17 protein-coding genes are annotated in these 24,161 nt (G+C 58.8%); 5 read left to right on the top strand and 12 right to left on the bottom strand.

Annotated elements, in window-relative coordinates; genetic code table 11:
- Window positions 1–352 precede the first annotated feature (352 nt).
- The 4 genes from Q674_RS23690 to Q674_RS23675 all read right to left on the bottom strand — a co-directional run bounded on the left by Q674_RS23690 (window position 353) and on the right by Q674_RS23675 (window position 6,442).
- Window positions 353–1,018, bottom strand: a complete 666-nt coding sequence (locus tag Q674_RS23690) for a response regulator (protein ID WP_011785685.1) — start codon at window positions 1,016–1,018, stop codon at window positions 353–355.
- Between the two features lie 39 nt (window positions 1,019–1,057).
- The gene (gene acs / locus Q674_RS23685) at window positions 1,058–3,007 is read right to left on the bottom strand and encodes an acetate--CoA ligase (protein WP_023007942.1); all 1,950 of its coding nucleotides are present in this window, start codon (window positions 3,005–3,007) and stop codon (window positions 1,058–1,060) included.
- Between the two features lie 298 nt (window positions 3,008–3,305).
- A complete protein-coding gene (locus Q674_RS23680; protein ID WP_023007941.1) occupies window positions 3,306–4,847 on the bottom strand; it encodes a fatty acyl-CoA reductase in 1,542 nt (513 codons plus the stop codon).
- Window positions 4,848–5,116: 269 nt separating this feature from the next.
- On the bottom strand, window positions 5,117–6,442 hold the full coding sequence (locus tag Q674_RS23675) for a MinD/ParA family protein (RefSeq protein WP_023007940.1): 1,326 nt from the start codon (window positions 6,440–6,442) through the stop codon (window positions 5,117–5,119).
- 248 nt (window positions 6,443–6,690) lie between these two features.
- Here Q674_RS23675 and Q674_RS23670 point away from each other — a divergent pair, with 248 nt between their 5' ends.
- The 4 genes from Q674_RS23670 (at window position 6,691) to Q674_RS23655 (ending at window position 12,801) form a co-directional block, all read left to right on the top strand.
- Window positions 6,691–8,658 (top strand): HDOD domain-containing protein, encoded by a 1,968-nt coding sequence (locus Q674_RS23670; protein WP_023007939.1) that lies wholly within the window; start codon window positions 6,691–6,693, stop codon window positions 8,656–8,658.
- Between the two features lie 24 nt (window positions 8,659–8,682).
- On the top strand, window positions 8,683–10,860 hold the full coding sequence (locus Q674_RS23665) for a putative bifunctional diguanylate cyclase/phosphodiesterase (protein WP_023007938.1): 2,178 nt from the start codon (window positions 8,683–8,685) through the stop codon (window positions 10,858–10,860).
- Between the two features lie 235 nt (window positions 10,861–11,095).
- A complete protein-coding gene (locus tag Q674_RS23660) occupies window positions 11,096–11,749 on the top strand; it encodes a class I SAM-dependent methyltransferase (RefSeq protein WP_011785691.1) in 654 nt (217 codons plus the stop codon).
- 44 nt (window positions 11,750–11,793) lie between these two features.
- A complete protein-coding gene (locus Q674_RS23655; protein WP_014420787.1) occupies window positions 11,794–12,801 on the top strand; it encodes a DUF2156 domain-containing protein in 1,008 nt (335 codons plus the stop codon).
- Here Q674_RS23655 and murI read toward each other — a convergent pair.
- Both murI and nudC read right to left on the bottom strand, forming a co-directional pair.
- Window positions 12,779–13,624: a glutamate racemase gene (gene murI / locus Q674_RS23650; RefSeq protein ID WP_031209683.1), complete on the bottom strand. Its 846-nt coding sequence runs from the start codon at window positions 13,622–13,624 to the stop codon at window positions 12,779–12,781. The genes Q674_RS23655 and murI overlap by 23 nt on opposite strands.
- Complete coding sequence (gene nudC / locus Q674_RS23645) at window positions 13,617–14,453, bottom strand: NAD(+) diphosphatase (protein WP_023007936.1); 837 nt, start codon at window positions 14,451–14,453, stop codon at window positions 13,617–13,619. Before nudC ends, murI begins: the two co-directional genes overlap by 8 nt.
- A gap of 140 nt (window positions 14,454–14,593) precedes the next feature.
- Here nudC and plsB point away from each other — a divergent pair, with 140 nt between their 5' ends.
- Complete coding sequence (gene plsB / locus Q674_RS23640; protein ID WP_023007935.1) at window positions 14,594–17,065, top strand: glycerol-3-phosphate 1-O-acyltransferase PlsB; 2,472 nt, start codon at window positions 14,594–14,596, stop codon at window positions 17,063–17,065.
- 18 nt (window positions 17,066–17,083) lie between these two features.
- Here the strand turns inward: plsB and Q674_RS23635 are convergent, their stop codons facing one another.
- From Q674_RS23635 to ppc, 6 genes are all read right to left on the bottom strand, one after another.
- Window positions 17,084–17,920 carry a class I SAM-dependent methyltransferase gene (locus Q674_RS23635; protein WP_023007934.1) on the bottom strand — a complete coding sequence of 279 codons (837 nt, stop codon included), beginning with the start codon at window positions 17,918–17,920 and terminating at the stop codon, window positions 17,084–17,086.
- The gene (locus Q674_RS23630; RefSeq protein WP_011785697.1) at window positions 17,920–18,309 is read right to left on the bottom strand and encodes a hypothetical protein; all 390 of its coding nucleotides are present in this window, start codon (window positions 18,307–18,309) and stop codon (window positions 17,920–17,922) included. Before Q674_RS23630 ends, Q674_RS23635 begins: the two co-directional genes overlap by 1 nt.
- 87 nt (window positions 18,310–18,396) lie before the next feature.
- A complete protein-coding gene (gene tsaB / locus Q674_RS23625) occupies window positions 18,397–19,098 on the bottom strand; it encodes a tRNA (adenosine(37)-N6)-threonylcarbamoyltransferase complex dimerization subunit type 1 TsaB (protein WP_023007933.1) in 702 nt (233 codons plus the stop codon).
- 33 nt (window positions 19,099–19,131) lie between these two features.
- Window positions 19,132–19,785: an adenylate kinase gene (adk, locus tag Q674_RS23620; RefSeq protein WP_023007932.1), complete on the bottom strand. Its 654-nt coding sequence runs from the start codon at window positions 19,783–19,785 to the stop codon at window positions 19,132–19,134.
- A gap of 227 nt (window positions 19,786–20,012) precedes the next feature.
- Complete coding sequence (locus Q674_RS23615; RefSeq protein ID WP_023007931.1) at window positions 20,013–21,383, bottom strand: HDOD domain-containing protein; 1,371 nt, start codon at window positions 21,381–21,383, stop codon at window positions 20,013–20,015.
- Between the two features lie 61 nt (window positions 21,384–21,444).
- The gene (gene ppc, locus Q674_RS23610; RefSeq protein WP_023007930.1) at window positions 21,445–24,090 is read right to left on the bottom strand and encodes a phosphoenolpyruvate carboxylase; all 2,646 of its coding nucleotides are present in this window, start codon (window positions 24,088–24,090) and stop codon (window positions 21,445–21,447) included.
- Window positions 24,091–24,161 lie beyond the last annotated feature (71 nt).

Raw genomic sequence — 24,161 nt, 5'->3', positions numbered from 1 at the left:
CATGCACCAAACTTTCAGCGCACACTTGTTAGCCGAAAACTACAACAGAAAACCCAATAAAACAATGGCCAAAGAACGAGAAAGGGAACCCGCCCATAAAATGGATAACAAGCGTATCCCGATAAGCAATCACCAAAGCATGATGACGCAGGTGGGGAAGCCCTCCCTGGGATGTCTTTGGCCATGGATGGCCAAAGAGAAGCGCACATGGAAGTGCTCGTAGCGGTCCCAGGGAGGGCTTCCCCATCTGCGGCACAGCACCGACGCCGAGAGCCGGGAGTCACCCATAAGCCGAAAACAAAAACGGGAGCCCAAAGGCTCCCGTTTTGAAACAAACTTAAAAGCTAAAACCTCAACTCCCCGAAAGCGACTGCTCCGAAGGATCCAGCTCCATCTGCTGAATGGCAATCACCGCCTGAGTCCGGTTACGAACCCCAAGCTTGCGGAACACCGCCGTGATGTGAGCTTTGATCGTCGCCTCCGAAACATCCAGATCGTAAGCGATCTGCTTGTTCAGAAGCCCCTCGGCCAGCATCCCCAACACCCGGAACTGCTGCGGTGTCAGCGACGCCAGACGCTCAGAGAAATCCGTGGTCTCAGCCTGCATCCGCTCAATCTTGTCGGCGACACCCTCCGGCAGCCAGACATCCCCCTCCAGCACCGCCTGTATCGCCTCGGTAATGGTCGGCAAAGGTGCCGATTTGGGAATAAAGCCGGAAGCACCGTAATCAATCGAACGGCGCATCACCTGCAGATCCTCTGAACCGGACACAACCACCACCGGCAAACCCGGGTACTGGCCTCGCATGAACACCAGACCCGAAAAGCCATGGGCACCCGGCATGTTCAGATCCAGCAGGATCAGGTCCGCGTCCGGGTGCGACTCTACCGCCGCCTGCAGCGCCTTGATGCTGTCGACCTCCACCGTCTCGGCATCCGGCACCGCCTGATTAACCGCCTGTTTCAGTGCTGCCCGAAACAGCGGGTGATCATCAGCGACGATAATTGTTTGTGTCATTCAACAGATTCCTCACAGGTTAGTGCCAGCAGCGAGGCGTTACTTGAACGCCCGACTGCTGATCAGCTCATCCACTACGCCCGGATCAGCCAGAGTGGATGTATCTCCAAGCTGATCATGCTCATTAGCGGCAATTTTACGCAAAATCCTGCGCATAATCTTGCCAGACCGGGTCTTGGGCAGTCCAGGTGCCCACTGAATCACATCCGGCGAGGCAATCGGGCCGATTTCCTTACGCACCCACTGTACCAGCTCCTTCTTGAGCTCGTCGCTGGGCTCCTCGCCCTGCACCAGGGTTACGTACACGTAGATGCCCTGCCCCTTGATGTCATGCGGGTAACCCACCACGGCAGCTTCAGCCACCTTATCGTGGGCAACCAGCGCACTCTCAACTTCCGCAGTCCCCAGTCGATGGCCAGAGACGTTCAGAACGTCATCCACCCGACCGGTAATCCAGTAGTAACCGTCCTCGTCCCGACGGGCACCGTCACCGGTGAAGTACATACCCTTGTAGGTGCTGAAGTAAGTCTGAACGAAACGCTCGTGATCACCGTAGATGGTGCGCATCTGGCCCGGCCAGCTGTCGAGGATCACCAGGTTGCCTTCGGTCTTGCCTTCCAGAATGTTGCCCTCGTTATCAACCAATGCCGGCTGAACGCCGAAGAACGGCAGCGTCGCGGAACCCGGCTTCAGGTCCACCGCGCCAGGCAGCGGAGAAATCAGGATGCCGCCGGTTTCAGTCTGCCACCAGGTATCTACGATCGGGCACTTGCTGTTACCGATTACGCGGTGATACCACTCCCAGGCTTCCGGGTTGATTGGCTCACCCACAGAGCCCAGCAGTTTCAGGCTGCTACGGGTGGTGCCGTCCATGCAGGACTCACCCTGCGCCATCAATGCGCGGATAGCGGTCGGTGCAGTATACAGGATGTTGACCTTGTGCTTGTCGACCACCTGCCCCATGCGGGAACTGTCCGGATAGTTGGGCACACCCTCGAACAGCAGAGTGATGGCACCGTTTGCCAGCGGGCCATAGAGAATGTAGCTGTGGCCGGTTACCCAACCGAAGTCAGCGGTACACCAGTAAACATCACCATCGTGATAGTCAAACACGTACTGGTGGGTCATGGAGGCATAGACCATGTAGCCACCGGTGGTGTGCAGAACGCCTTTTGGCGCGCCGGTAGAGCCCGAGGTGTACAGCATGAACAGCGGGTCTTCCGCATTCATTGGCTCTGGCTGACACTCGGCCGAGGCGTTCTTCATCAGGTCTTCGTAACGCAGGTCGCGGCCTTCGGTCCAGGGCACCTGATCGTTACCGGTGCGAGACACCACGATCACCTTGTCGACCTTGGCGTCGTCCTCATGCTTGAGGGCGGAATCCACGTTCTTCTTCAGTGGGATGGCACGGCCACCACGCAGACCTTCATCTGCGGTAATTACAAAACGGGATTTGCCGTTCACAATCCGTGCGGCCAGAGCTTCCGGAGAGAAGCCACCAAACACCACAGAGTGGATCGCACCAATACGTGCGCAGGCCAGCATGGCAACGGCAGTTTCAACAATCATGGGCATGTAGATGGTAACCACATCACCCTTTTTGACACCCTGATCCTTGAGCACGTTGGCAAACTTGCAGGTCTCTTCGTAGAGCTCCCGGTAGGTGACATTCCGGGATACCGAGGGATCGTCCCCCTCAAAGATGATCGCGGTCTGATCGCCCCGCTGTTCCAGGTGACGGTCCAGGCAGTTGGCCGAAGCGTTCAGGACACCGTCCTCGAACCATTTGATGGACAAGTTATTGTAATCGTAGGTACTGTTCTTGACCTTGGTGAACGGCTTGATCCAGTCAATACGCTTGCCATGCTCGCCCCAGAAGGTATTCGGGTCCTCTACGGACTGGCGATACATTTCCTCATATTGCGATTTGCTGACCAGTGCGCGCTCGGCGACCTCCGGACTTACCGGATATACCTGCTTGTCAGTCATTGTGCTCCCCCTTGATCTGAGTCTGTTGTCATTGTCGGTTTTTAAATTCAGGGTGGTCGGGCGTTTTTCGCCCGCAAGACAGATGCCTGTAGTTCAACATGTGTGCCACCGCACAATGAATTAGACTAACGTCCTAAGATGCCCGGCAATTAGGGGCAACCTGCTCAGAAATGCAGCGATAAGGGCAGGGACGGGCCACTACCAGGTAACACTCTCAAGGATAGTTGGCCCGCAGGAAATGGCCAAAACAGAAGGAAGAATCCGGGGCAGAAACGCTTTCCTGCCCCGGAGAAGATTTTCAGGCTGCTTTTTTACGCTGGCGCGCGGTTTTCAGGCTGTACACCTTTCGTTCTTTCAGGGCATAGCGATTGAGCCCGGCCAGGTGAATCTTGCGCAGGTAGAGTTCCCAGTCAATCAGGCGGGCATCCACCGGGAACAGCCCTTTATCGACCTCACCCATCCGGTTCGCCAGCGCCATCAGCTCATCGTTGCGGAAGATATAATCCGGCGCGGTGTAGAAACCAAAAATGGTTGCCAGCGACTGGGTGGTATCCAGGTTCCTGAGCATTTTCAGGTCCCGGGAATTTCCCAGTAATTTGAGCACACGGTCGGTCAGGGAGAGCGGTAAGCGAACACCACTGATCACCAAATCAAACAGCGCCCGGTTAACCGCCAGAAACGGCTTGCTGGGCTGCCGGTAGAACAGGTGATCGTAGGCAGCGTAATTGGCTTTTGATTCCGCCATGAGATGGTCGATGAACTCACCCAGGGAGATTGGATTGCCGCCCCCGCTGCAACATTGATAGATGCGTCGCCGACCGGGTTCTCCAAGAGCTTCCGCCAGGGAAAGGATGATGGAGTTGGCCACCAGGTCCACTGGAATCACATCGATGATACCGGAGCGTTTGCCCGGGAACAGGGTCACTTTTTCCCGTGCGTAAGCCAGGATGATGGCATCTGCCACCTTCACCCCCTCAATCCAGCCGGGCGCCGGCTCCTCCAGGGCACTTTCGATAATCGAAGGACGCAGAATGGTCAGGGTGCGCCCGTTTAACGCCTTCATCAGCAACTGTTCGCCCAGCCACTTGGTAAAGGTGTAGGTATCGCTCCAGCCATAGCGGTTGGCTTCCCGAATTCCCAGGTCCACCAGCTTCTTCTCCAGCACCTTGCCGGAATAACGGGCCTGAACGTCTTCAATTTTATCCTGCAGCAGGCGAACGAGCTCTTCTATCTCATAGAAGCCGTCCGGGGAACGCGGCACGGCCTCGCCTGCCGGCTTGATCACCGATTCGGTGACCTGCCCCGAGTTCATGCCATTGACATAGCAGGTGGAGACCTGCAGGACCGCAAGCTTCGGGTTCAAATCCACCAGGCCGGCAATATTCCGAAGGCACAGGGTGTTGATGGCCAGAGCCTTGTCGAGCTCTTCACGGAAATTCACGCTCGCGGCGGAGTTGATCACCGCATCCAGTTCGGTGGCGAGTTTGCGATAGTCTTCCTGCCCTATCCCGAAACCCGCTTCGGTCACCTCACCGGTCACGCAGTGAATGCGCTCTTCCAGAAAGGCATCAAATGCCTCTGAATCGGCCTCGCGAAGACGGTCAAACACCGAGGACGTGGCAATTTCTTCCAGGAAACGGGAACGAGCATCCGGGTGCCGTTTATTGCCCCGGATCAGCAGGTAAATAGCGCCGATATCAGGCACCGCCCGAATCAGCTTTTCGAGGACCACCTTGCCCAGAAAGCCGGTGGTACCGGTGATCAGAACCCGCTTGCCGCGTAGCTGTCCGAGCACCTTTGATGATGAAGTGTCAGCGTGATGTACCTGCTGTATTGCCATGATAGAACTCCTTCTCTGAGATCACTAATGCCGATCTGACGCCGGCCAGTACTGTGCGGGCGGGGCACATCCCTTTCCCCGTCGTCACTGATTCCCTGTTGCAACCGCCTGTCAGAGTGCCTGCATATTGCGGGCCACGAGCCACGATATCGGTCAATTCTCACACAACGAACGTGACAGCACGGTGACAGACTGCAAAATTACGACACAAAAAACGCTAATAAAATGACAATTAAAAAGGCACATGGATCGACCCTGAAACGGCTGCCTCATGAGCCCGTTCGGTCTTTGCCCGCCAGCGCCCGCAGCAGGTCGTCCAGTGAGACATTGGCCGGTTTTTCCCGCAGGGCGCGTACCAGTTGCTCCTGCTCACCGAAACTGACCCGGTCATACAGAGGCCCCTCAAGGCTGTGATGAACCGCCTGAGAGGGGGGCTGGTCACTCGGCGGTGGCGCCAACTCATCTGACAAATGCCGCAAATGACGAGCAAGACTGGCGCGATCGCGAGTCGGCAGCTTATCCCAGTTCATGGCGGCGAGACTGGTCTGAATGATCTCCACCGTGTCGGCATCGGGACTGCGCCCCAACAGTGCAAACAGCCGGGTAAATGCTTCATATCTGAGCATGACATCATCGGGTATCGATATCATGGCCTTCTCTAATTGTGCGATCAGATCCAGACAATGCTGCCGGCTGCTTTTATCCGCCCCACTGTTCTGACCATTACCTGCGTCCGACTCAGTGGCGCGTTTGGCGGCCCGGTACCAATAAGCGGCGATCCCCGCCTTTCTTGGGGGAAGTCGGCCAACATGAACCTTCAGCATCTCGGCCAGGGAGTGAAACTGCCGACAGGAGGGGTCCGAAGCCGGCAGCACCGTCACCGGCATCTGGTCCAGCACTGACTGACGCAGAGTTTCATCACGCCAGAGCCCGCCCAGATAATGAAGCGACCACTGCAGATGGCGCTGACAGGCACCATTAAAACGCTGAAACACAGAGCGCGCCTGACTGGCCCCCTGCGCCATATTAACGATCACTGCCGGAGTCCGGCGGTAGCCGCGGCGTTTGAGTACCTTCATCAGAGAAAAAGCGTCGGTTAGTGAGGCCGGATCAGGCGTGACAACCAGACAGGCCAGCTCGGCAGCAGCAATCATGTGCAATCCCACCGACTGTAAACCCGACGCCGTATCGATAATAACGGTGTCGTAGCGGTTCTCAAGCTCATGCAGTGCCCGCAGAACAGCCAGACCACCCTGCTCCGACATCTCCATACAGCTCTGCACACCGGATGCACCTGGGATCAGATCCAGCCCGCCGTAAGTGGTCATGATAATATCCTGCATGACGCATCGCCCCGCCACCACATCGGCAAGCGTGCGCTGAGGGTAGGCACCTACCATAATGCTGACGTTGGCAAGGTCGGTATCGCCATCCAGCAGAAGCACCTTCTGGCCCTGCTCGGACAGGGCAATGGCCAGATTCAGCGCCACCGTGGTCTTGCCAACACCGCCCTTTCCACCCGTAATGGCAATGGTTCGGGTCTGGCGCGATTTTTGCGCTGGGTTCTGGCTTTGTGTCTGCTTGGGGACTTCCATGAAAAACAGCCTGGACGCTTAAACTTGTCACTATAAGCGACATTTTAACCTGTAAAAAGGGTACACATATCACAGACCGGATGATAGATTGCTTAAAAAAGCACCAATAAGTATTTAATAGTGACGGATTATTGTCTAAGCTCAGGGACCAACAAGAAGAATGAACACCCTGTCATATTACTTCAATACAGAACAGGGAAGCTTGCGCACGGCCATCAGCCAACCGCGCAGGACTATAGGGGCGTGCCATGACTACAGCGACGGACATTGCGTCAGACTTACAGCTGCCGAGCCTACCGGAGGTTATCCTGCGCGCTCTGGATGCCTGTCATTCCGGTCAGAGCTATCGGGAAATCAGCCGTATCGTCGCTGCCGACACCGCCCTGGTTACCCGGCTACTCGCCCTTACCAGCTCTGCACTCTACCATCGCGCGACGCCCAGCCATTCGGTCGAGCAGGCCCTGTTACGACTGGGCACCCGCAAGTTCCAGACACTGCTGCTGACGTCCGCGCTGCGACAGCTGATGTTTGAACTTGGAGGCGACGAGTGGCAACAACTGAGGGACTTCTGGCGGCACTCCCTGACCACCGCACTGACGGCCAAGACGCTGGCTACGCTGACCCGCTACCCGGAACCGGAAGAGGCCTTTCTTCTGGGGATGATGCATAACATTGGCGAGCTCATTGCGATCAAAACACCCTGCCCCGAACGCAAGCAACAGATACTGAACCAGCAGAACGACATCGCCGCCGGGCTGGTGTCCTCCTGGGGGCTGGGCACAATGGCTGTCGATGCCATGCGCTATCAACAGGCCTTGCCCGGACAACTGAGGGATGCCGGGCACCTGGTCAAGGTGGTCAGTCTCTCTACCCGGCTAGCTCTGTCTGATGCCGTAGGCGTAGGGGCAGCGGCCACCATCTTCGGGTTGCAGGAAGATCTTACCCGTGAGATCAACAAGAAGATCGGCGAAGAGGTTGCCAGCGTGGCTGCCTCCCTCGGTATCCCTCTGGATACTGATTACGATGCCCGCGAGGCCAGACGTCAGCTGAACCAGCGGCTGCTGGAACACACCATGGTGCGAACCGCGCTGGCGTTGCCAGCCTCTGGCCCGGAAAACCTCTCCACACTGGTGTCGGAAGCCGCCAGCAGCCTGGCACTGATCACCGGTCTGCCCGTGCTCTGCTTCAGCCGGGAGGGTGAGGATCTTACGCTGCGTTCAGGCACCTGCCGGCAACTGCCGGAGATGTCCGTTAATCCAGCCTACGGCGACAGCGCGCTAACCACTGCTCTGAGAACCGGCACCACCACAACCATGGATCAGACCGAACCCACCGTGCTTGATCAACAGCTGTGCTCCTTGCTGGCCGCACCCTCACTACTGGCGCTCCCGGTTGCAACCGGGGACAGTGTGTTCGTGATTGGCATCGACGACCAGACAGTGGCGGGTGCGCGCAACCTCGGAGAGTTGTTCACCCGGGAACTCTCAGCGGTTCTCGAGCTGTCATCTGCCGATCGCCTTGGCTCGGACCAGCAAATGGTGAACGATCGTCTGCGCCGACAGGTACACGAGGTCAGCAACCCGCTCACCATTATCCGCCAGTATCTGTTTCAGCTGCGCAGCCGGCTCCAGGATCCAGATCTTCAGGATGAGCTGAACATCATTCAGGAAGAACTCGAGCGGGCCGGCAACCTGTTGTTGCAGATCAGCCAGCACGCTGCCGAAGCAACAGGCTCCGAAACCGATCTGAACGAGGAACTGACCGGTCTGGGCAGAATCCTTCGGGACAGCCTGTTCCATGACGATCACCGGGAGCTTCACCTGCACCTCTGCAAAGCGGACACTCAAGTACAGGCAGCCCCCTCTGCGGTCCGCCAGATCGTCCTTAATCTGGTCAGAAACGCAGTTGAGGGTTTTGGAGAGCGGCCCGGAACCGTCACTCTGAAAACCACGGCACCCCTGTTTCAGAACCGACGTCGCTGGGTTGAGTTGCAGGTCACCGATAACGGTCCCGGCATTCCGGAGCCATTGCAACGCCGACTGTTTGAACCGGTCAACAGCACCAAGGGAGATGGCCATAGCGGCCTGGGGCTGAGCATTGTTAAACAACTGATTGATGACATGGAGGGCATCATTGCTTGCCACACCGGACAGGAGGGCACGGCCTTCCGGATACTGCTGCCGGCGGCAAGTCATAACGATAACGACACCGACTGACGACGAAACCACGGACACACAGCCATGGCAAGCGAACAGACCACAGAGTCCTCCAGCCTTTCACGACGCCCCAGTATCCTGGTGGCAGACGACGAGCCACGCCTGCTCAAAACCCTGGCCGACCTCCTGCGGAGCCGGGGTTTTGAGGTGTCAGAAGCCCACGGTGGGCGACAGGCCTGTGAACAGCTTCACCGGCAAGCCTTTGATCTGGCCCTGCTGGATCTGAACATGCCAGAGCTGGACGGTTTTCAGGTAATGGCTGAAACCGGCCGGCTGCAGCCGGATTGCGGTGTCATTGTGGTCAGCGGAGAGTCGTCTTTCAGCACCGTCAGTCGGGCTCTGCGCCGGGGCGCACTGGATTACATCCGTAAACCCTTTGACCCGGAAGAATTGCTGGCAACTGTGGAAGGTGTGCTGGGCAAGCAGTCGCTTATTCGTGCCCATGAGATGGTTCAGTCCCGGCTGGAGAAATCCGAGGCTCTGCACCGCTATATCGTCAACAGCTCGCCGGACATCGTGTTCATGCTCGATGAAACCGGGCATATCTGCTTCATCAACAACAAGGTCGAAAGCCTGCTCGGCTATCAGCCCTCAGAGCTCTGCGGGCAGCATTTCCGCCATATACTGGATGACCGGGATGTGGCCCGTGGCACCTATGCTATGCAGGGCCCCAATATCTCTGCCGATAATCCCCGGGTGCTGGAGGTCCGCCTGAAAACCCGGGGCAGCCGCAAGGCCACCCGTCATTTCGAGATCACCGCCTTTCCGGTAGATCCACAAACCTGGCCCCAGACCGGCAAGACCCAGGGCGGCTGCACCGGCCAGCCAGCGCGGTATTATGGCATCGCCCGCGATGTCACCGAGCGCAAGGAGGCCGAAGCCTTCATCAATTTCCAGGCTTACCACGACCTGCTGACACGGCTGCCGAACCGGGCCCTGTTCAAAGATCGGCTGGAACTGGCCATCACCCATGCACGACGCAGCCAGCAGAAACTTGCCGTGATGTTTCTGGATCTGGACCGCTTCAAGGTGGTTAACGACACGCTCGGACACGCCATGGGAGATCGCCTGTTGCAGGCGGTCACGCATCGACTGGAAAAGTGCCTGCGCCGGGGAGACACCCTGTCCCGCTTCGGGGGCGATGAATTCACCCTGTTATTGCCGAGCATTCACGGCAACGACGACGCAAGGAACATTGCCCGTAAACTGATCAACGCTCTGAAAGCGCCGTTCCAGCTGGGAGACCACGAGGTCTTTGTAGGGGTCAGTATCGGGATTTCAGTATTCCCCGAAGCCGGCGAGACCATGGATCTGCTGATACAGAACGCCGATATCGCCATGTACCACGTGAAAGCGCGAGGCAAGGATGGCTATCGCTTCTATTCCGACAGCATGAGCATCAACACCGCCAACCGGCTGAGCCTGGAACGGGATCTTCGGCTGGCACTGGAACGCAACGAGCTCCGGGTGTTTTACCAGCCACAGGTATGCTCCCGTTCCAACCGGGTGGTGGGCCTGGAGGCCCTGGTGCGCTGGCAGCACCCGGAACGGGGACTGCTCTACCCCGGGGATTTCCTACCCCTGGCAGAAGAAACCAGGCTGGTTGGCAAACTCAGTGAACAGGTTATCGATCAGGCCTGCCGCGACGTGGGCCGCTGGATCAGCAGTGGACATTCCGACCTGCGCCTGGCGGTTAACCTCTCCCCCAGCCAGGTGGAGCACCCCAGATTCGTCGAAACCCTGATGAACCGGGTGGCCGCCCACAACTTCCCGGCCGATAACCTGGAAATCGAAATCACAGAAAATGTGATCATGAATGATCTTGAACAGATCAGCCGCAAGCTCAAGGAGCTGGCCGCCACCGGCGTGCGCATCGCCATCGACGATTTCGGTACCGGCTATTCCTCGCTCAATTACCTGCATCGTCTACCGATTCACACTCTGAAAGTGGACCAGTCCTTTGTTAAAGCCATACGCAGTGGCGAAGACGGAGCCTGCATCGTCAACGCCATTATCGCCATGGCTCACGGCCTGAAACTTGAGATTGTGGCCGAAGGTGTGGAAACGGACGACCAACTTGCTTACCTGAAAAGCCTCGGCTGTCACCAGGTTCAGGGCTTCTTCTACGGCCCCGCCCGACCCGCCGCCGACATTACACGGTTGCTGGCCAAAGATGGGCTGGCCTTCGCATACACCGGCTAAAACGATTATCGATTGTCTGACACTCTGAACCAAAACATTGACCCGGTTTGCAAAGTGTATCCTTACGTTACTTTGTGTATCCGGAAATGCGCAGTACTGCACATCTTTCAACCTACCCCTTCTCTAAGCTCGGTTTATCAGTAACCGATCACCGGAATGTCCGACAGGCTGTCGGAGCAACAATCACAATAACGGTGGCGGACAACCAGGGAACAAGAAGAAGGCAGCAGTCATCATGCGCGACAAGTACAAGTATATTGGCCCCGTATACGATTTTCTCAGCAATCTCTACAGCGGCAAGAACATCCATCGCTGCAAGACCGCCATGCTGGATGTGGAAACGGTAAAACCCGGAGACCGCATTCTCTTTGCCGGCGTCGGCCACGGCCGGGACGCTATCCGAGCCGCAGAGCTGGGAGCGGAGGTAACGGTGGTCGATCTGTCCGAGACCATGCTGCGCAAATTCGCCGATGCCCAGCATAAAGAAGCGCCTCATCTGACCATACGCCGCATCCACAGCGACATTATGAAGGTGGATGAGTTCGAGCAATACGACATGGTAGTCGCCAACTTTTTCCTGAACGTGTTTGACGAAGACATGATGGTCAAAGTGCTCGAGCACCTGATTCGCCTGGGCAAGGCCGATGCCAGAGTGGTTGTCGGCGACTTCTGCTACCCGACGGGCAACATCCTGTCCCGCATGTTCAAGAAACTCTACTGGTACATGGCGGTGTTCATTTTCTGGCTGTTTGCCAACAACGCCTTCCACAAGATCTACAACTACCCCGAGCACATGCAGCGCCTGGGCCTGCAGGTAACCGAGAAGAAGCACTTCAAGCTTCTGAACATGGACTGCTACTGGTCCATCCTCGGCCGAAAACAGGCCTGAACCCCTGACACCAAAAACAACAACAGGTTATCGGGAGCGTCATCATGTCAGACCAGATTCTTGCACTGGACCGTACCCAGGGACTCACCGACGGACAGTTTACGTTTTCAGAGCGGGTGAACTACCTCAAGCAGTTCGGCGTGCACTCACAATCCTTCTCGACTCTGCAGCCGGGCATGCAGTACTTCGATGTTGAAGGGATGGGCTACGTGGCCTACATGCGTAAATGGGGCGGCACCTTTGTGCTGTCAGACCCGGTTTGCGCACCCGAGAACTTCCCGGTGATTCTGGAGCGCTTCCACCAGAAGTTCCCGAATGCCTGCTACATCCAGGTCTCCAAACCGGTGGTGGATTTCCTGCATCTACGCTTCGGGCTCTACGGCACCCAGTTTGGCAGCGAATCCCGCATCGACCTGCGCAAATGGTCCCTCAGCGGCAAGAAAAAGCAGATTCTGAGAACCGCCCTGAACCAGGCCGAAAAGAACGGGATCACGGTGAAAGAGCGTTTCAGTGATGACCACACGCGGGAAATATCGGAAGCGTGGATTCGCACCCGAAAATGCAAGAGCAACGAAATCCGTTTCCTGATTCGCCCAATGGAAATGGATTATCGGGAAAACGAACGCCATTTCTACGCCTATCAGGATGGCAAGGCCGTCGGCTTTATCTACTTCGACCCGATCTATCGCAACAACGAAATTATCAGTTATGTGCCCAACATCTCCCGCGCCAACGCGGATTTCCGTCAGGGTATCTTCTATACCCTGATGGCCCACGCCATGGATGTGTTCAAGGCCGAGGGTGTGCCATTTCTGGACCTGGGCCTGATTCCCCTGTCCCTGGACAAGGCCACGGAACACCAGGAAAGCCGACTGCTCAAGAAGATGCTCCACGGCATCTATGAGAAAGGAAACTTCCTGTACAACTTCAAGGGGCTGGAGTTCACCAAATCACGTTTCCGCGGCGATGGCTTCAAAACCTACTGCTGCCACAAGCGGGCGATCCCGGCGCTGGAATTCCTCGCCATGTTCAAACTGACCCGGTTGCTGTAACGCCGGGCCAGTGACCGGCCACCATCCCCACCGGGATGCCCATTTCCGACATGAACGGGCCCAGGTCTTCCGGCGCATCACCAGAAAAGCAGGCACTGGTCACCACAGCCCCGGACTGGTTCGGCGGTGTCTGCGCACGGGCCAGGTCACCGGCCTGTTCAAACCACCAGGCCACGCGGCGGGCTATCGCCTCGCCGGACTCCACCCAGTGCATCACCTCCGGCAACGCCTTGCGTAACCAGGGCATCAATAGCGGGTAATGAGTGCAGCCCAGAACCACGGTGTCGACACCGGCTTCGCGCAGCGGCACCATGGCGTCATCCACCTCCACCTGATCCGGCGCAGAGCCGCCAACCAGCTCCTCAGCCCAGCGCACCAGGGCCGGATGACCAAGGCGGACTACCTCACAATTCCGGGCATACTTCTCAATCAGATCATCCAGATAGGCACGTTTGACCGTCGCCGGTGTCGCCAACAGGCCAATGCGGCGATTGACGGAACAGGCTGCCGCCGGTTTGACGGCCGGCACCACCCCGACCACCGGCACAGCAATAGTGGCCCTGAGCTCGGGCAAGACAACGGTACTGGCGGTATTACAGGCCACCACCACCACATCGCACGGCAACTCAGCCAGACATTGCCGTATAAGCGTGCAACAGCGCTCGATCACCACCTGTTCGGGCTTGTCGCCATAGGGAAAGCCGGCATTATCTGCCAGGTAAACCAGCTCCACACCGGGCAACGTCTGGTGAATACAGGCGGCGACACTCAGGCCACCGACCCCGGAATCAAACACCAGCACCCTTGGGCGACGGTCAGTCATGGTGGCTACCGCCATTGCCGGCAGCAATCTCTGCTTTCAGGGCATTGATCAATCGCCCTGCTATGGTGGTTTCTGGCGGAACCGGAGGATGTTCATCCACCGTAAACCAGCCAGCATCCGCCAGTTCGTCTTCCTGCAACCGCAATTCACCACTCTCGTAGTCGGCAAAGAAGCCCAGCATCAACTGGTGAGGAAATGGCCAGGGCTGCGACCCCTGATAGCGAATGTTGGTCACCGCCAAACCGGTTTCCTCCATCACCTCCCGGGCCACCGCCTGCTCCAGATTCTCGCCCGGCTCCACAAAACCAGCGATCAGACTGTAGAAGTTGCGGGTAGCCCGTGAGGATTTTGCCAGCAGGAAGCGGTCGCCCCGGCGAATAACGGTAATGATGCAAGGGGCAATACGCGGGTACCAGGGGATGCCACACCGGTTGCACCAGCGCGCCCGTTCGCGGGGATGAGCTCCGGTTTTCTCTCCACAGCGGCCGCAGTAACGATGGTCCTGCCACCACTGCCAGACCTGATAACCGGTACTGAGCAGATCCGCCGGCGCCCCCGGCGTAACCAGCATAGCCTCACGCAGGGACAGGGTTTGCATGCCCGGCACACCGGTGTCCGGCAGCATGGTGACATACAGAGGGCGCCCCTCCCAGGCGCCCAGTGACAGCGCCTCCGGCCGGCTTCCACCCATTTCCGGGCCACCCCAGCGAAGGAACCAGCCATCAGCCGGCTTCAGGATACTGTTGCCTGAGAACGCCAGCAGCAGATCGCCCTGCTTCGGCAAAGCCTCACTCCACCCGGGTGTCCACTGTGCCTTGTTGTCTGCCATGCCCTGCCTTTCCTGCTACCTGAATGCCAGTTCCGAAATGTACCACATCACATTCATCACCAAGAATTGGTGCGCGACTTTCCGCTACCGCCCCAACCCGTTAAACTTGGCGCCTGTTTCCAGGACCGGAGTAAACATTTATGCGACTTTATCAGGGCATTCGCAGCCTGATCCTGTCTCTTTTCCGAAAGATCCTGTTTTTATGGGTCAGGACTGATGTCAGTGGCAATACCCTGGAAGCCCTCGGGCTGGACCCGGACAAGCCCGTCTGTTACGTGCTCCAGTACAGCTCGCTGTCGAGCCGGCTGGTGCTGGAGCAGGAAGTCATCCGGGCACGGTTGCCCGGCGCCACCGACACCTTGCCGGTGAAGAATGGGCCCTCGCATTCGTTTTTCTTCCTCTACAAACGCATTGGCGGCCTGTTCCGGGGCGGCCGGCACAAGCCGGTGCCTACCCGGGAATTTACTGATCTGGTCCACTTCGGGCTGGAACATCCGGATCAGGACGTCCAGATTGTGCCCGTCTCGCTGTTCTGGGGTCGCTCACCCGACAAGGAAAAGTCCCTGGTCAAGCTGCTGCTCTCAGACACCTGGTCGGTCGCGGGCCGCCTGCAGAAATTTCTGATTATTCTTGTGCATGGCCGCAACACCTACGTGCAGTTCAACCAGCCGCTGTCACTCAGGCAGGTGGTGGACGAGTATCGAGACAACGAACAGAAGGCCAACCGCAAGCTGGCGCGAATTCTGCGAACCCACTTCCGTCGTGTACGCCAGGCCGTGCTGGGGCCGGATTTGTCCCACCGGCGCACCCTTGTGGAGGGGCTGGTACGCACCCAGGCGGTCAAGGAAGCCATCCGTGAGACCGCGGCGAAGGACGATATCCCGCCGGAGAAAGTCCGCGCCAAAGCTTACAAGTACGCGGACGAGATCGCCGCCAGCATGTCGATTGTCACTATTCGCTTCCTGGAGCTGGTATTGGCCTGGCTCTGGAACCGGATCTACAACGGCATCGCCATCCACAACATTGGGGTGGCCAAAGAAGCGGCACAGGACAACGCCGTAGTCTACGTACCCTGCCACCGCTCCCACATCGATTATCTGCTGCTGTCTTATGTGCTCTACAAAAACGGCCTGATGCCGCCCCACATTGCGGCGGGCATCAACCTGAACATGCCCATCGTGGGCCCAATCCTGCGCCGTGGCGGCGCGTTTTTCATGCGCCGCAGCTTCAAGGACAACCCGCTCTATGCCACCGTGTTCAACGAGTACATGCACGTGATGTTCACGCGGGGCTACTCGGTGGAGTATTTCGTCGAGGGTGGCCGCTCCCGGACCGGCCGCATGCTGCCGCCACGCCCGGGCATGCTGTCGATGACCGTTCGCAGCTTCCTGCGGGATCACCGCAAACCCATCGTTTTTGTGCCGGTGTACATCGGCTACGAGAAGGTTATGGAAGGGCGCTCCTATCTCGGCGAGCTGCGCGGGAAAAAGAAACAGAAAGAAAGTATTTTCGGCCTGGCCAAGACCGCCCGCAAACTGACCAACTCCTTTGGCCGCGTTGCCGTCAACTTCGGTGATCCGATCCATCTGGACAAGGTGCTGGACGATGTTCACGAAAGCTGGCGCCACGAAGCCTATGACGCCGAATACCGCCCCTCCTGGCTGAACCAGGCGGTTGACAATCTGTCCCAGCGCGTGGCCAGCAACATCAATGCCTCGGTAGCCGTGAACCCGATTGGCATGACCGCCACCGTCCTGCTGGGTACCGAGCGGCTGGCGATGGACGAGGGCCAGTTGATCCGCCTTCTGGACAAGTATGCCGACCTGCTGCGCGCCTATCCCTATGCCGAAACCATCACCCTGCCGGAGGGCAGCGGCCGGGACTGGATTGCCTATTGCGAGAACATGGGGCTGGTCACCCGTCAGCCCCAGAAACTGGGCGACATTATTGCCCTGGAAGGCTCAAACGCCATCCTGATGACTTACTACCGCAACAACATCCAGCATCTGTTTGCCCTGCCTGCGCTCATTGCCAGCCTGTTCGAGAACAAGACCAGCCTGAGCCGGGAAAAGATCGTTTTCCTCACCAGCGTCGCATACCCCTATCTGCAGTCAGAGCTGTTCCTGCAGTATGACCAGGAACAGGTAGACGCGGTGATCAATCAGTGGATTGACGTGCTGGTGGACCAGGGCCTGCTGATCAGGCTCGACGATGAACGCCTGGGACGTCCGGAGGAAGGTACCGAAGCGATGCTGCGGTCGCGGATCCTGTCCCGCTTCATCATCCAGACCCTGGAACGCTACCACATCACCCTGGGCATACTGAGAAAATACGGCTCAGGTAATCTGACCGCGGCGGAACTGGAAGAACAGAGCACCCTGCTGGCGGAACGGATGTCGATTCTATTCGGCCTGAACGCACCGGAGTTCTTCGACAAGACCCTGTTCCGGAACTTCATCGCCAACATGCAGAAAAACGGCGTGCTCACAACCGATGAAGACGGCCGGCTATGCTACGGCGAGGGTCTGGATGAAGTGGCTGAAGATGCCCGTCTGGTTCTGAGTGTGGAGAAGCGCCAGGCTATCCAGCAGGTCACCATGCTCGACGCCTGACGGATCGCTGCGACACTGTCAGGCCGGCAGCGCCCGGATCGGATAGATGTCGTAGCGGCTGCTTTTACCCTCAACCCGAGCAGCCGGCTCCGGTCCAGAGATCGCGGGTGCTTTTCGGGGGCGCTTGACCACAACCCGATAACGGGCACAGGCGAGCGCGGCTTCCAGCAACTGGCTGGCATCGTCGTCGTCACCCACCACCTGCCGGAACACCTGCATTTCCTTCTTGACCAGCGCAGACTTGTCCCGATGCGGAAACATCGGGTCCAGATAGACCACATCGACGGCCTCGGGTCCTGCCTGGTGCATCCAGTCCAGTGAGTTGCCAGAGTGCAGTGTCATTCGCGCCACAATCGGTGCACAAGCCTCATTCAGGGTGGCCCGGTACAGGCCATCGGCCAGCAGCGCATGAATAATCGGGTTACGCTCGAACAGTGTCATCTGGCACCCCAGCGAGGCCAGTACAAAGGCGTCCTGGCCGAGGCCGGCGGTGGCATCAAGCACCTGCAGCGGAGCCCGGGTTTTCTGCAGACCCACGGCGCGCGCCACCAACTGGCCAGCGCCACCACCGTGCTCGCGCCGGTAGCCCATCTTGCCACTGACAAATTCCGCCCTGACCGGCCCGGGCGCACCTTTACCGGTTTGCTGCAACGCCAGCCCATGCTCGTCCATGAACAATAGAAGACCGTAGTCCCGAACCTGTTTGGGGGCGACCACGCCCAGCCAGTCAAGCACCAGCTCGGTGGCCAGCGCACGGGCTACGCCTGGTTCAGCCAAGGGGCTATGAGCAACGGCCAGGATGTGACGGAGAGACGAGGAATCCGGAAGCTCGGTGTGAGAGGAAGACGACGGCATCAGACCAGAATATCAATTCCGCTCAGCACGCTGCCGCTCTCAAATTCCTGCCCGGCAGCGGCAACGCCGGCAAAAGCCGACAGCGCGCGGGCGGCAGGAAGCGGTAATTCGTCTGCGCGGAAGCGTTCAAGCCGGGCATCTTCTGCCGCGCGCCGGGCTTCGACACGCCGGCTGTCTAGTTCCGGCCCGGTACCACCGGGCTGTGCCGGATTACCGGGGGCGGTATCCCGATCCTGACGGGCGGTATTGAGCTGGTTGCGAACATCACCCGTGGCAAGTGCCTGGGGGTCCGCCGCAGGAGTGCGGGAGACATCCGTACGCTCCCGGGCCGGGGAGTTATTACCAGCCTGGTACAACGAGGGATTTGAGGGATTGATGCCGCCAATCATAACGCACCACCGGGGTGAGAATTCAGAGTCGTCATCGCATTATGGAGGATCTGTTGCAGAATGCAAAGACGACCGTTGGAACGAGGCTTACTCCCGCCCGGGCAACTTCTTCCAGGCGACTTCGTCCCGTATATACACCGGCTGGGCCTGCTCTGCCGGCACCGCCAGCCCGTTCGCCATACCCTGTTCGGCCAGTTTAGCCACCTGGGCGGCCGCGGGCAGCAGAGTCTCGTCAATAGCCGACAGTCGCTCTACGAGCTCACCGGGCATCTGCTCTTTCAGCGTCCAGCCCTGGCCAGCGCCGTACCAGTTGCCGCTGGCCTCCGTGGGCAGAGTCACGGCGTCTGGCGGGCAAACGCGCTCCTCGCCAAGCAACACCGGAAGCCCTGCCTCACAGCGGAACGCGCCCCAGTACACCTCCCCCATGCGGGCGTCAAAGGCCACCGCAACGCTGTCGCCCTCTTGCAGGGCATGGGTTTCGATCGCCGCGAGCGCCACCGCCGCCAGGGACGACACCGGAACCACGGGGATATCCAGCCCCCAGGCCAGCCCCTGTACAACACCGGTTGCGATCCGCAGACCGGTGAAAGACCCCGGGCCCCGGGCGAACGCCAGTGCATCGAGATCGGAGGGGGACAAGCCCTGCTCCGCGCACAATTCGCGAACCATGGGCATCAACAGGCGGGTGTGCCCCCGTGGGGCCACCTCGAATCGCTCGGTCACCCGGCCATCCAGCCAGAGTGCCGCGGAACAGCCCTCAGATGAGGTATCCAGTGCCAGAAGTTTCACAGAATTACGCCTCCGGGGCTGCGCCGGTTTCGATCACTTCAGCTGGGAAAGAATCTGATCGCGAATGCTGTCGAGGCTGCCAACGCCCTCAACACGCACATACTTGGGTGCATCGGCCGGGGCTTTCTCTGCCCAGCTCTGGTAGAAGCCCACCAGCGGCGCTGTCTGCTCGTGATAGATTTTCAGACGCTTGCGAACGGTCTCTTCCTTGTCGTCTTCGCGCTGGATGAGCGGGTCGCCGGTCTCATCGTCTTTGCCTTCCACCTTGGGCGGATCGTATTTAACGTGATAAATGCGGCCACTGCCCTCGTGTACGCGACGGCCAGACAGGCGGCTGACGATTTCTTCGTCTTCAACCGAGATCTCGACCACGTAGTCGATGGCGATACCCTGATCTTTCAGGGCCTCAGCCTGGGGAATGGTGCGCGGGAAGCCGTCCAGCAGGAAGCCGTTCTTGCAATCCGGCTGCTGGATGCGCTCTTCAATCAGGGCAATGATGATGTCGTCAGACACCAGGCCACCAGATGCCATAACCTCTTTAACCTGAAGGCCCAGCTCGGATTCAGCCTTAACCGCGGCACGGAGCATATCACCCGTGGAAATCTGGGGGATCTCGAAACGCTCGGTAATAAATTGGGCCTGGGTGCCCTTACCTGCGCCTGGCGCGCCTAACATAATGATTCGCATAACGTTGTGCTCCCATTGCTTTATATTATCGTTTGAAAAGTTATGGCAAAGACCCTTGCCTTTGCGACAACCTCTCGCCGGCTCCGGACCGTGAATCCGGCGCGCACGCACAAAAACGAGGCAGCATTATACGAACTCACACCCGGCAGAGAAAGTCGACCTCTGTATCATTGTCCGAAAGCCGGGCTGTCAGCTGCCTCAGAGGGCGGTTGCAGGGCTGAAGATAATCAGGAAGCGAGCGAGGAAGCCAGCACGTCCAGATCGGAAGCCACCTGGTCGATGTCGCTCTGAACCCGCTCCAGCACATCAGCCCGGAGCCCGAGGCTCTCAACCAGTGCCGGCAGGTCGTCGGGGTTGAATTCGTCACCGATACCACGCTCCTTGAGCAGGGCATTGGCCAGTTGCACCATCTGGACGTATTCCTCATGCTCGCCATGGTAACCGAGGTGCTGGTGCATACCGGCGGCTTTGATCACCGCTTCCGGCAGCTGCCACAGCCGGTGCAGAATACCGCCAATGGCGCCATGGCCAACGGCCAGAATGTCCTGCCGTTCACTGTGGCCAAACACTTCCTGTTCCAGTGAATGCATGCTCGCCTCCGGGTTGATTTCCCGCAGTGCATTCAGTTCTTCAAACTCAGACGGAAACAGGTGCCCCACCAGCAGCAGGCCGAAGTTGTGCAGCAACCCGCACAGGTAGGCCAGCCCCTTGTCGCGGCCGGAATAGGCGGCCAGGTTCTGGCACAGGAACGCGCAATACAGGGAGTGTCGCCAGAAGTTATCCATGCCGAGCATGCCCCCCCGGGGCACATCGAACGCGCGCACCGAGGCAATACCCAGGGCAATGTGGGCAACCCGGTCAAAGCCGAGAACCCGGGTGACCGCCTCCTGCACAGAATTGATCTGGCCAGGATAATTGAACAGCGCAGAACGGGCATAGCGCATGATCTGAGCGGTCATACTGGGGTCGAATTCGATCAGCTCGGCCAGCTCTTTGGCCGTCGCTTCGGTGTTGGCGGTCAGCCGCAGGATTCGCAATGCCAGCGCCGGCATCGGCGGCAGCCGATAAAGCTTTTGCAGTTTATCTGCCACGTCTTCCAGAGTCAGTGCTTCGCGATCTTCCACACCCTGACCACGGATGACCAGATGCCCCTGCCGGGCTCCAGCCTGGGCCAGCCGGAACGCCCGGCCGTCCATCTCAACCAGACTGTGGTCCGTGCCGCCGGAGAAGATCACACGCTCGGCAACCACCACATCTTCATCCACCAGAACCGGCAGCTCCCAGGCAGCGCCAATCGGTGGCACAAACCCGGGATGACAATCCCCGAACAACCGGGAAGTCTGGCGTGCCGTCAGCGGCTGTAGGCGCCGACCGGTAAACTGATGCACTGCGTCCATATCAAGCGTGCTGTCAAAACGGTGTACCGCCATAACCACGCCATTGATATCGATCAGCAGGGTCGCCTTGATAAAGTCATGCTGGGGTTTACCCGAAGCAAGCACCGCCGCGTCCAGATTGGCAACGGGCTCGGTTTCCAGTTGCTGGTAGGTAATGCCCTTGCGGGCCAGAAAACGCGAAAGCCTCTCCGACAATGCCAACGGGGGTAACTCCTTAAATCCAATGGGCCGGGGCTGTCCCGCCCCGGCCTTATTATGCACCTTAACCGGTATTTCGCATACCGGCAGAAATTCCGGCCATTGTCACCTTCAGCGCTCTCTCGACCATTTCCGGCACCTTACCTGCCCCTTCGCTTTCCCGGTCACGCCGGAGCAATTCTGCCTGCAGATAATGCAGCGGATCGGTGTAGGGATTCCGGACTTTCATCGAATGGGCAAACACCGGTTCCTGCTCCAGCAGAGTCTGTTGCTGCTTGAGCTCCAGCAGGCGCTCAATGCAGCCCTGCAAACGCTGCCTCAGGCTCTGGCCAAGCGCCAGCAAGCGCTCGTCCTCAACCAGGGTCTGCTCGTAATAGCTGGCAATACGCAAATCTGCCTTGGCGAGGACCATTTCCAGCATATCCACGTAGGTGCGGAAGAACGGCCAGCCCTGCATCATCTCCCGCAGCTCGGGCAGGCGGTCCGCCTGGGCCGCCTCTTCGAGGGCAACATCACTGCCCAGCCAGCTGGGCAGCATCAACCGCATCTGGGTCCAGGCAAAAATCCACGGAATGGCTCTCAGGCTTTCAACGCCCCCTGTGGCCTTGCGCCGGGCCGGCCGGCTGCCAAGGGCTAGTTTACCCAGAGCCGTTTCCGGTGTGACCTGGCGGAAGTAAGGCACAAAATCGGGATTCTCACGGACCACCTCACGGTAGGACCGCAGCGAACGCTCGGTCAGCCAGTCCATCACCTCGCGCCACTCATCCTTTGGCACAGGTGGTGGCGCCAGGGTCGCCTCAATCACCGCGGTGGTGTAGAGGGTCAGACTCTGCACCGCCAGCCTCGGCAGACCAAATTTAAAGCGGATCATCTCGCCCTGCTCGGTAATCCGGAAGCTGCCGTTCACCGAGCCCGGCGGCTGGGACAGAATCGCCCGATTCGCCGGACCACCGCCCCGGCCCACGGTGCCGCCGCGGCCATGAAACAGAGTCAGATGCACTCCATATCGATTGGCCACTTCGGTCAGCTTCTCCTGGGCCTGGTACTGGGCCCAGGCCGCCATCAACTGGCCGGCATCTTTGGAGGAGTCTGAATAGCCGATCATGACTTCCTGGCGTCCGCTGCAGTATTCCCGATACCAGTCCACCTCGTACAGGGCCGCCATACTGTCGGGTGCCCCCTTGAGATCATCCAACGTTTCGAACAGCGGTACGACGCGCATGGGGAACGCCATCCCCGCTTCCCGCAGCAGCAAAATCACGTTTAAAACATCCGAGGGCTTGCTGGCCATGGAAATCACATAGGAACCCAGGGCTTCCGGTGTCTGGCCAGCGACCACCTCGCAGGTTGCCAGCACCTCGCGCACCGGCTCGGAGGGTTGCCAATTCCGGGGCACCAGGGGGCGCCGCCCTTTCAGTTCCTTGACCAGAAACGCCTGGCGCTCCTGTTCCGACCAGGACAGATAGTCACCCAACCCCAGGTAGTTCACCATCTCTGCTACCGCCTCGGCGTGGCGTGAGGCCTCCTGGCGGATATCCAGTCGGATCAGTGGCAGTCCGAAGGTATGAGCCCGGCGAATGGTATCCAGCAGCGGACCATTGGCAATGGCTTCCAGCCCGCACTCCATCAGGGAGCGATAGCACAATTCCAACGGCCCGGTGAGATCCTCATTCTCGAACAGAATGCCCGAATCGTCTGCCGGCTCGCCCTTGACGCTGGCTTCGGCCCAGTCCCGGGTCTTGATCAGGCGCTCCCTCAATTGGGCCAGCACCTGGCGATACGGCTCCCGGGAATCTCCTACCTCGGCCCGCAATTCATCGCTTGCCTGCCACATGGAAAGCTCTGCTCTCAGCGCCTGGATATCGCGCAGATAGAGATCTGCGGCCATCCAGCGACCGAGCAGGAACACTTCCCGGGTCACTTCGTGGGTGACATTGGGGTTGCCATCCCGGTCTCCCCCCATCCACGAAGCAATACGGATCGGCGACACCTGCAACGGAAGCCCCTGACCGGTCGCCTCCGACAACGAGGTATCCAGGCTACGGAGAAATTTCGGCAGCGCCTGCCAGAGACTGTTCTCGATAACGGCGAAGCCCCACTTGGCCTCGTCCACGGCGGTCGGCCTTTCATGCCGAATCTCGTCGGTATGCCAGGCCTCGGCAATCAACAGCGACAACCGGTCAACGATTTCCTCCCGTTCACCGGGCATCAGGTCGTCATGATCCAGCCTCGACAGGCAATCGGACATTTCATCGTACTTGAGGATCAATGTACGCCGGGCCACTTCGGTGGGGTGCGCGGTGAGCACAAACTCTATGCGTAAATCTGCAACCTTCCGATGCAACTCTTGCGGGTCTATCCCCCCGGACTTCAGCCGATCAAACACGTCCCCCAGGGATTCCACCATCAGATCTGACGGATGCCCCTGCTTGCGACGAATTCCATGGTACTGCTCAGCCAGGTTGGCAAGGTTGAGAAACTGGTTAAAGGCTCGGGTCACCGGCAGCAGCTCATCATCGCTGAGCTGGCCCAGGAGTTTCACCAGGCGTTGTCCGGAACCACTTTCCTGGCGCCGGTCAGCCTTGGCGGCGGCGCGGATTTCTTCAATGCGGTCGTAGCAGTCCTGTCCGGGGAATCGGAGTATGCTCTGGCCAAGCAGATCGCCCAGCAAACGTACGTTTTCTCGAAGATCCGGGTGCAGTTCGGTCACGGCAGGTTCCTTCTGAATTGACGGAAACAATCTAAACTTACGATACTAGGGAGCAACGCAGAAAGTCTATT

It is taken from the genome of Marinobacter sp. EVN1 (assembly GCF_000475375.1).
Taxonomy (GTDB): Bacteria; Pseudomonadota; Gammaproteobacteria; order Pseudomonadales; family Oleiphilaceae; genus Marinobacter; species Marinobacter nauticus.
Note: the sequence above shows the minus strand (reverse complement) of the source record. Positions and strands in the feature narration are given on the sequence as shown.

Coding starts and splice junctions, on each gene's coding strand:
- Q674_RS23690 (WP_011785685.1), bottom strand. CDS start 1,018: ATGACACAAACAATTATCGTCGCTGATGATCACCCGCTGTTTCGGGCA.
- acs (WP_023007942.1), bottom strand. CDS start 3,007: ATGACTGACAAGCAGGTATATCCGGTAAGTCCGGAGGTCGCCGAGCGC.
- Q674_RS23680 (WP_023007941.1), bottom strand. CDS start 4,847: ATGGCAATACAGCAGGTACATCACGCTGACACTTCATCATCAAAGGTG.
- Q674_RS23675 (WP_023007940.1), bottom strand. CDS start 6,442: ATGGAAGTCCCCAAGCAGACACAAAGCCAGAACCCAGCGCAAAAATCG.
- Q674_RS23670 (WP_023007939.1), top strand. CDS start 6,691: ATGACTACAGCGACGGACATTGCGTCAGACTTACAGCTGCCGAGCCTA.
- Q674_RS23665 (WP_023007938.1), top strand. CDS start 8,683: ATGGCAAGCGAACAGACCACAGAGTCCTCCAGCCTTTCACGACGCCCC.
- Q674_RS23660 (WP_011785691.1), top strand. CDS start 11,096: ATGCGCGACAAGTACAAGTATATTGGCCCCGTATACGATTTTCTCAGC.
- Q674_RS23655 (WP_014420787.1), top strand. CDS start 11,794: ATGTCAGACCAGATTCTTGCACTGGACCGTACCCAGGGACTCACCGAC.
- murI (WP_031209683.1), bottom strand. CDS start 13,624: ATGACTGACCGTCGCCCAAGGGTGCTGGTGTTTGATTCCGGGGTCGGT.
- nudC (WP_023007936.1), bottom strand. CDS start 14,453: ATGGCAGACAACAAGGCACAGTGGACACCCGGGTGGAGTGAGGCTTTG.
- plsB (WP_023007935.1), top strand. CDS start 14,594: ATGCGACTTTATCAGGGCATTCGCAGCCTGATCCTGTCTCTTTTCCGA.
- Q674_RS23635 (WP_023007934.1), bottom strand. CDS start 17,920: ATGCCGTCGTCTTCCTCTCACACCGAGCTTCCGGATTCCTCGTCTCTC.
- Q674_RS23630 (WP_011785697.1), bottom strand. CDS start 18,309: ATGATTGGCGGCATCAATCCCTCAAATCCCTCGTTGTACCAGGCTGGT.
- adk (WP_023007932.1), bottom strand. CDS start 19,785: ATGCGAATCATTATGTTAGGCGCGCCAGGCGCAGGTAAGGGCACCCAG.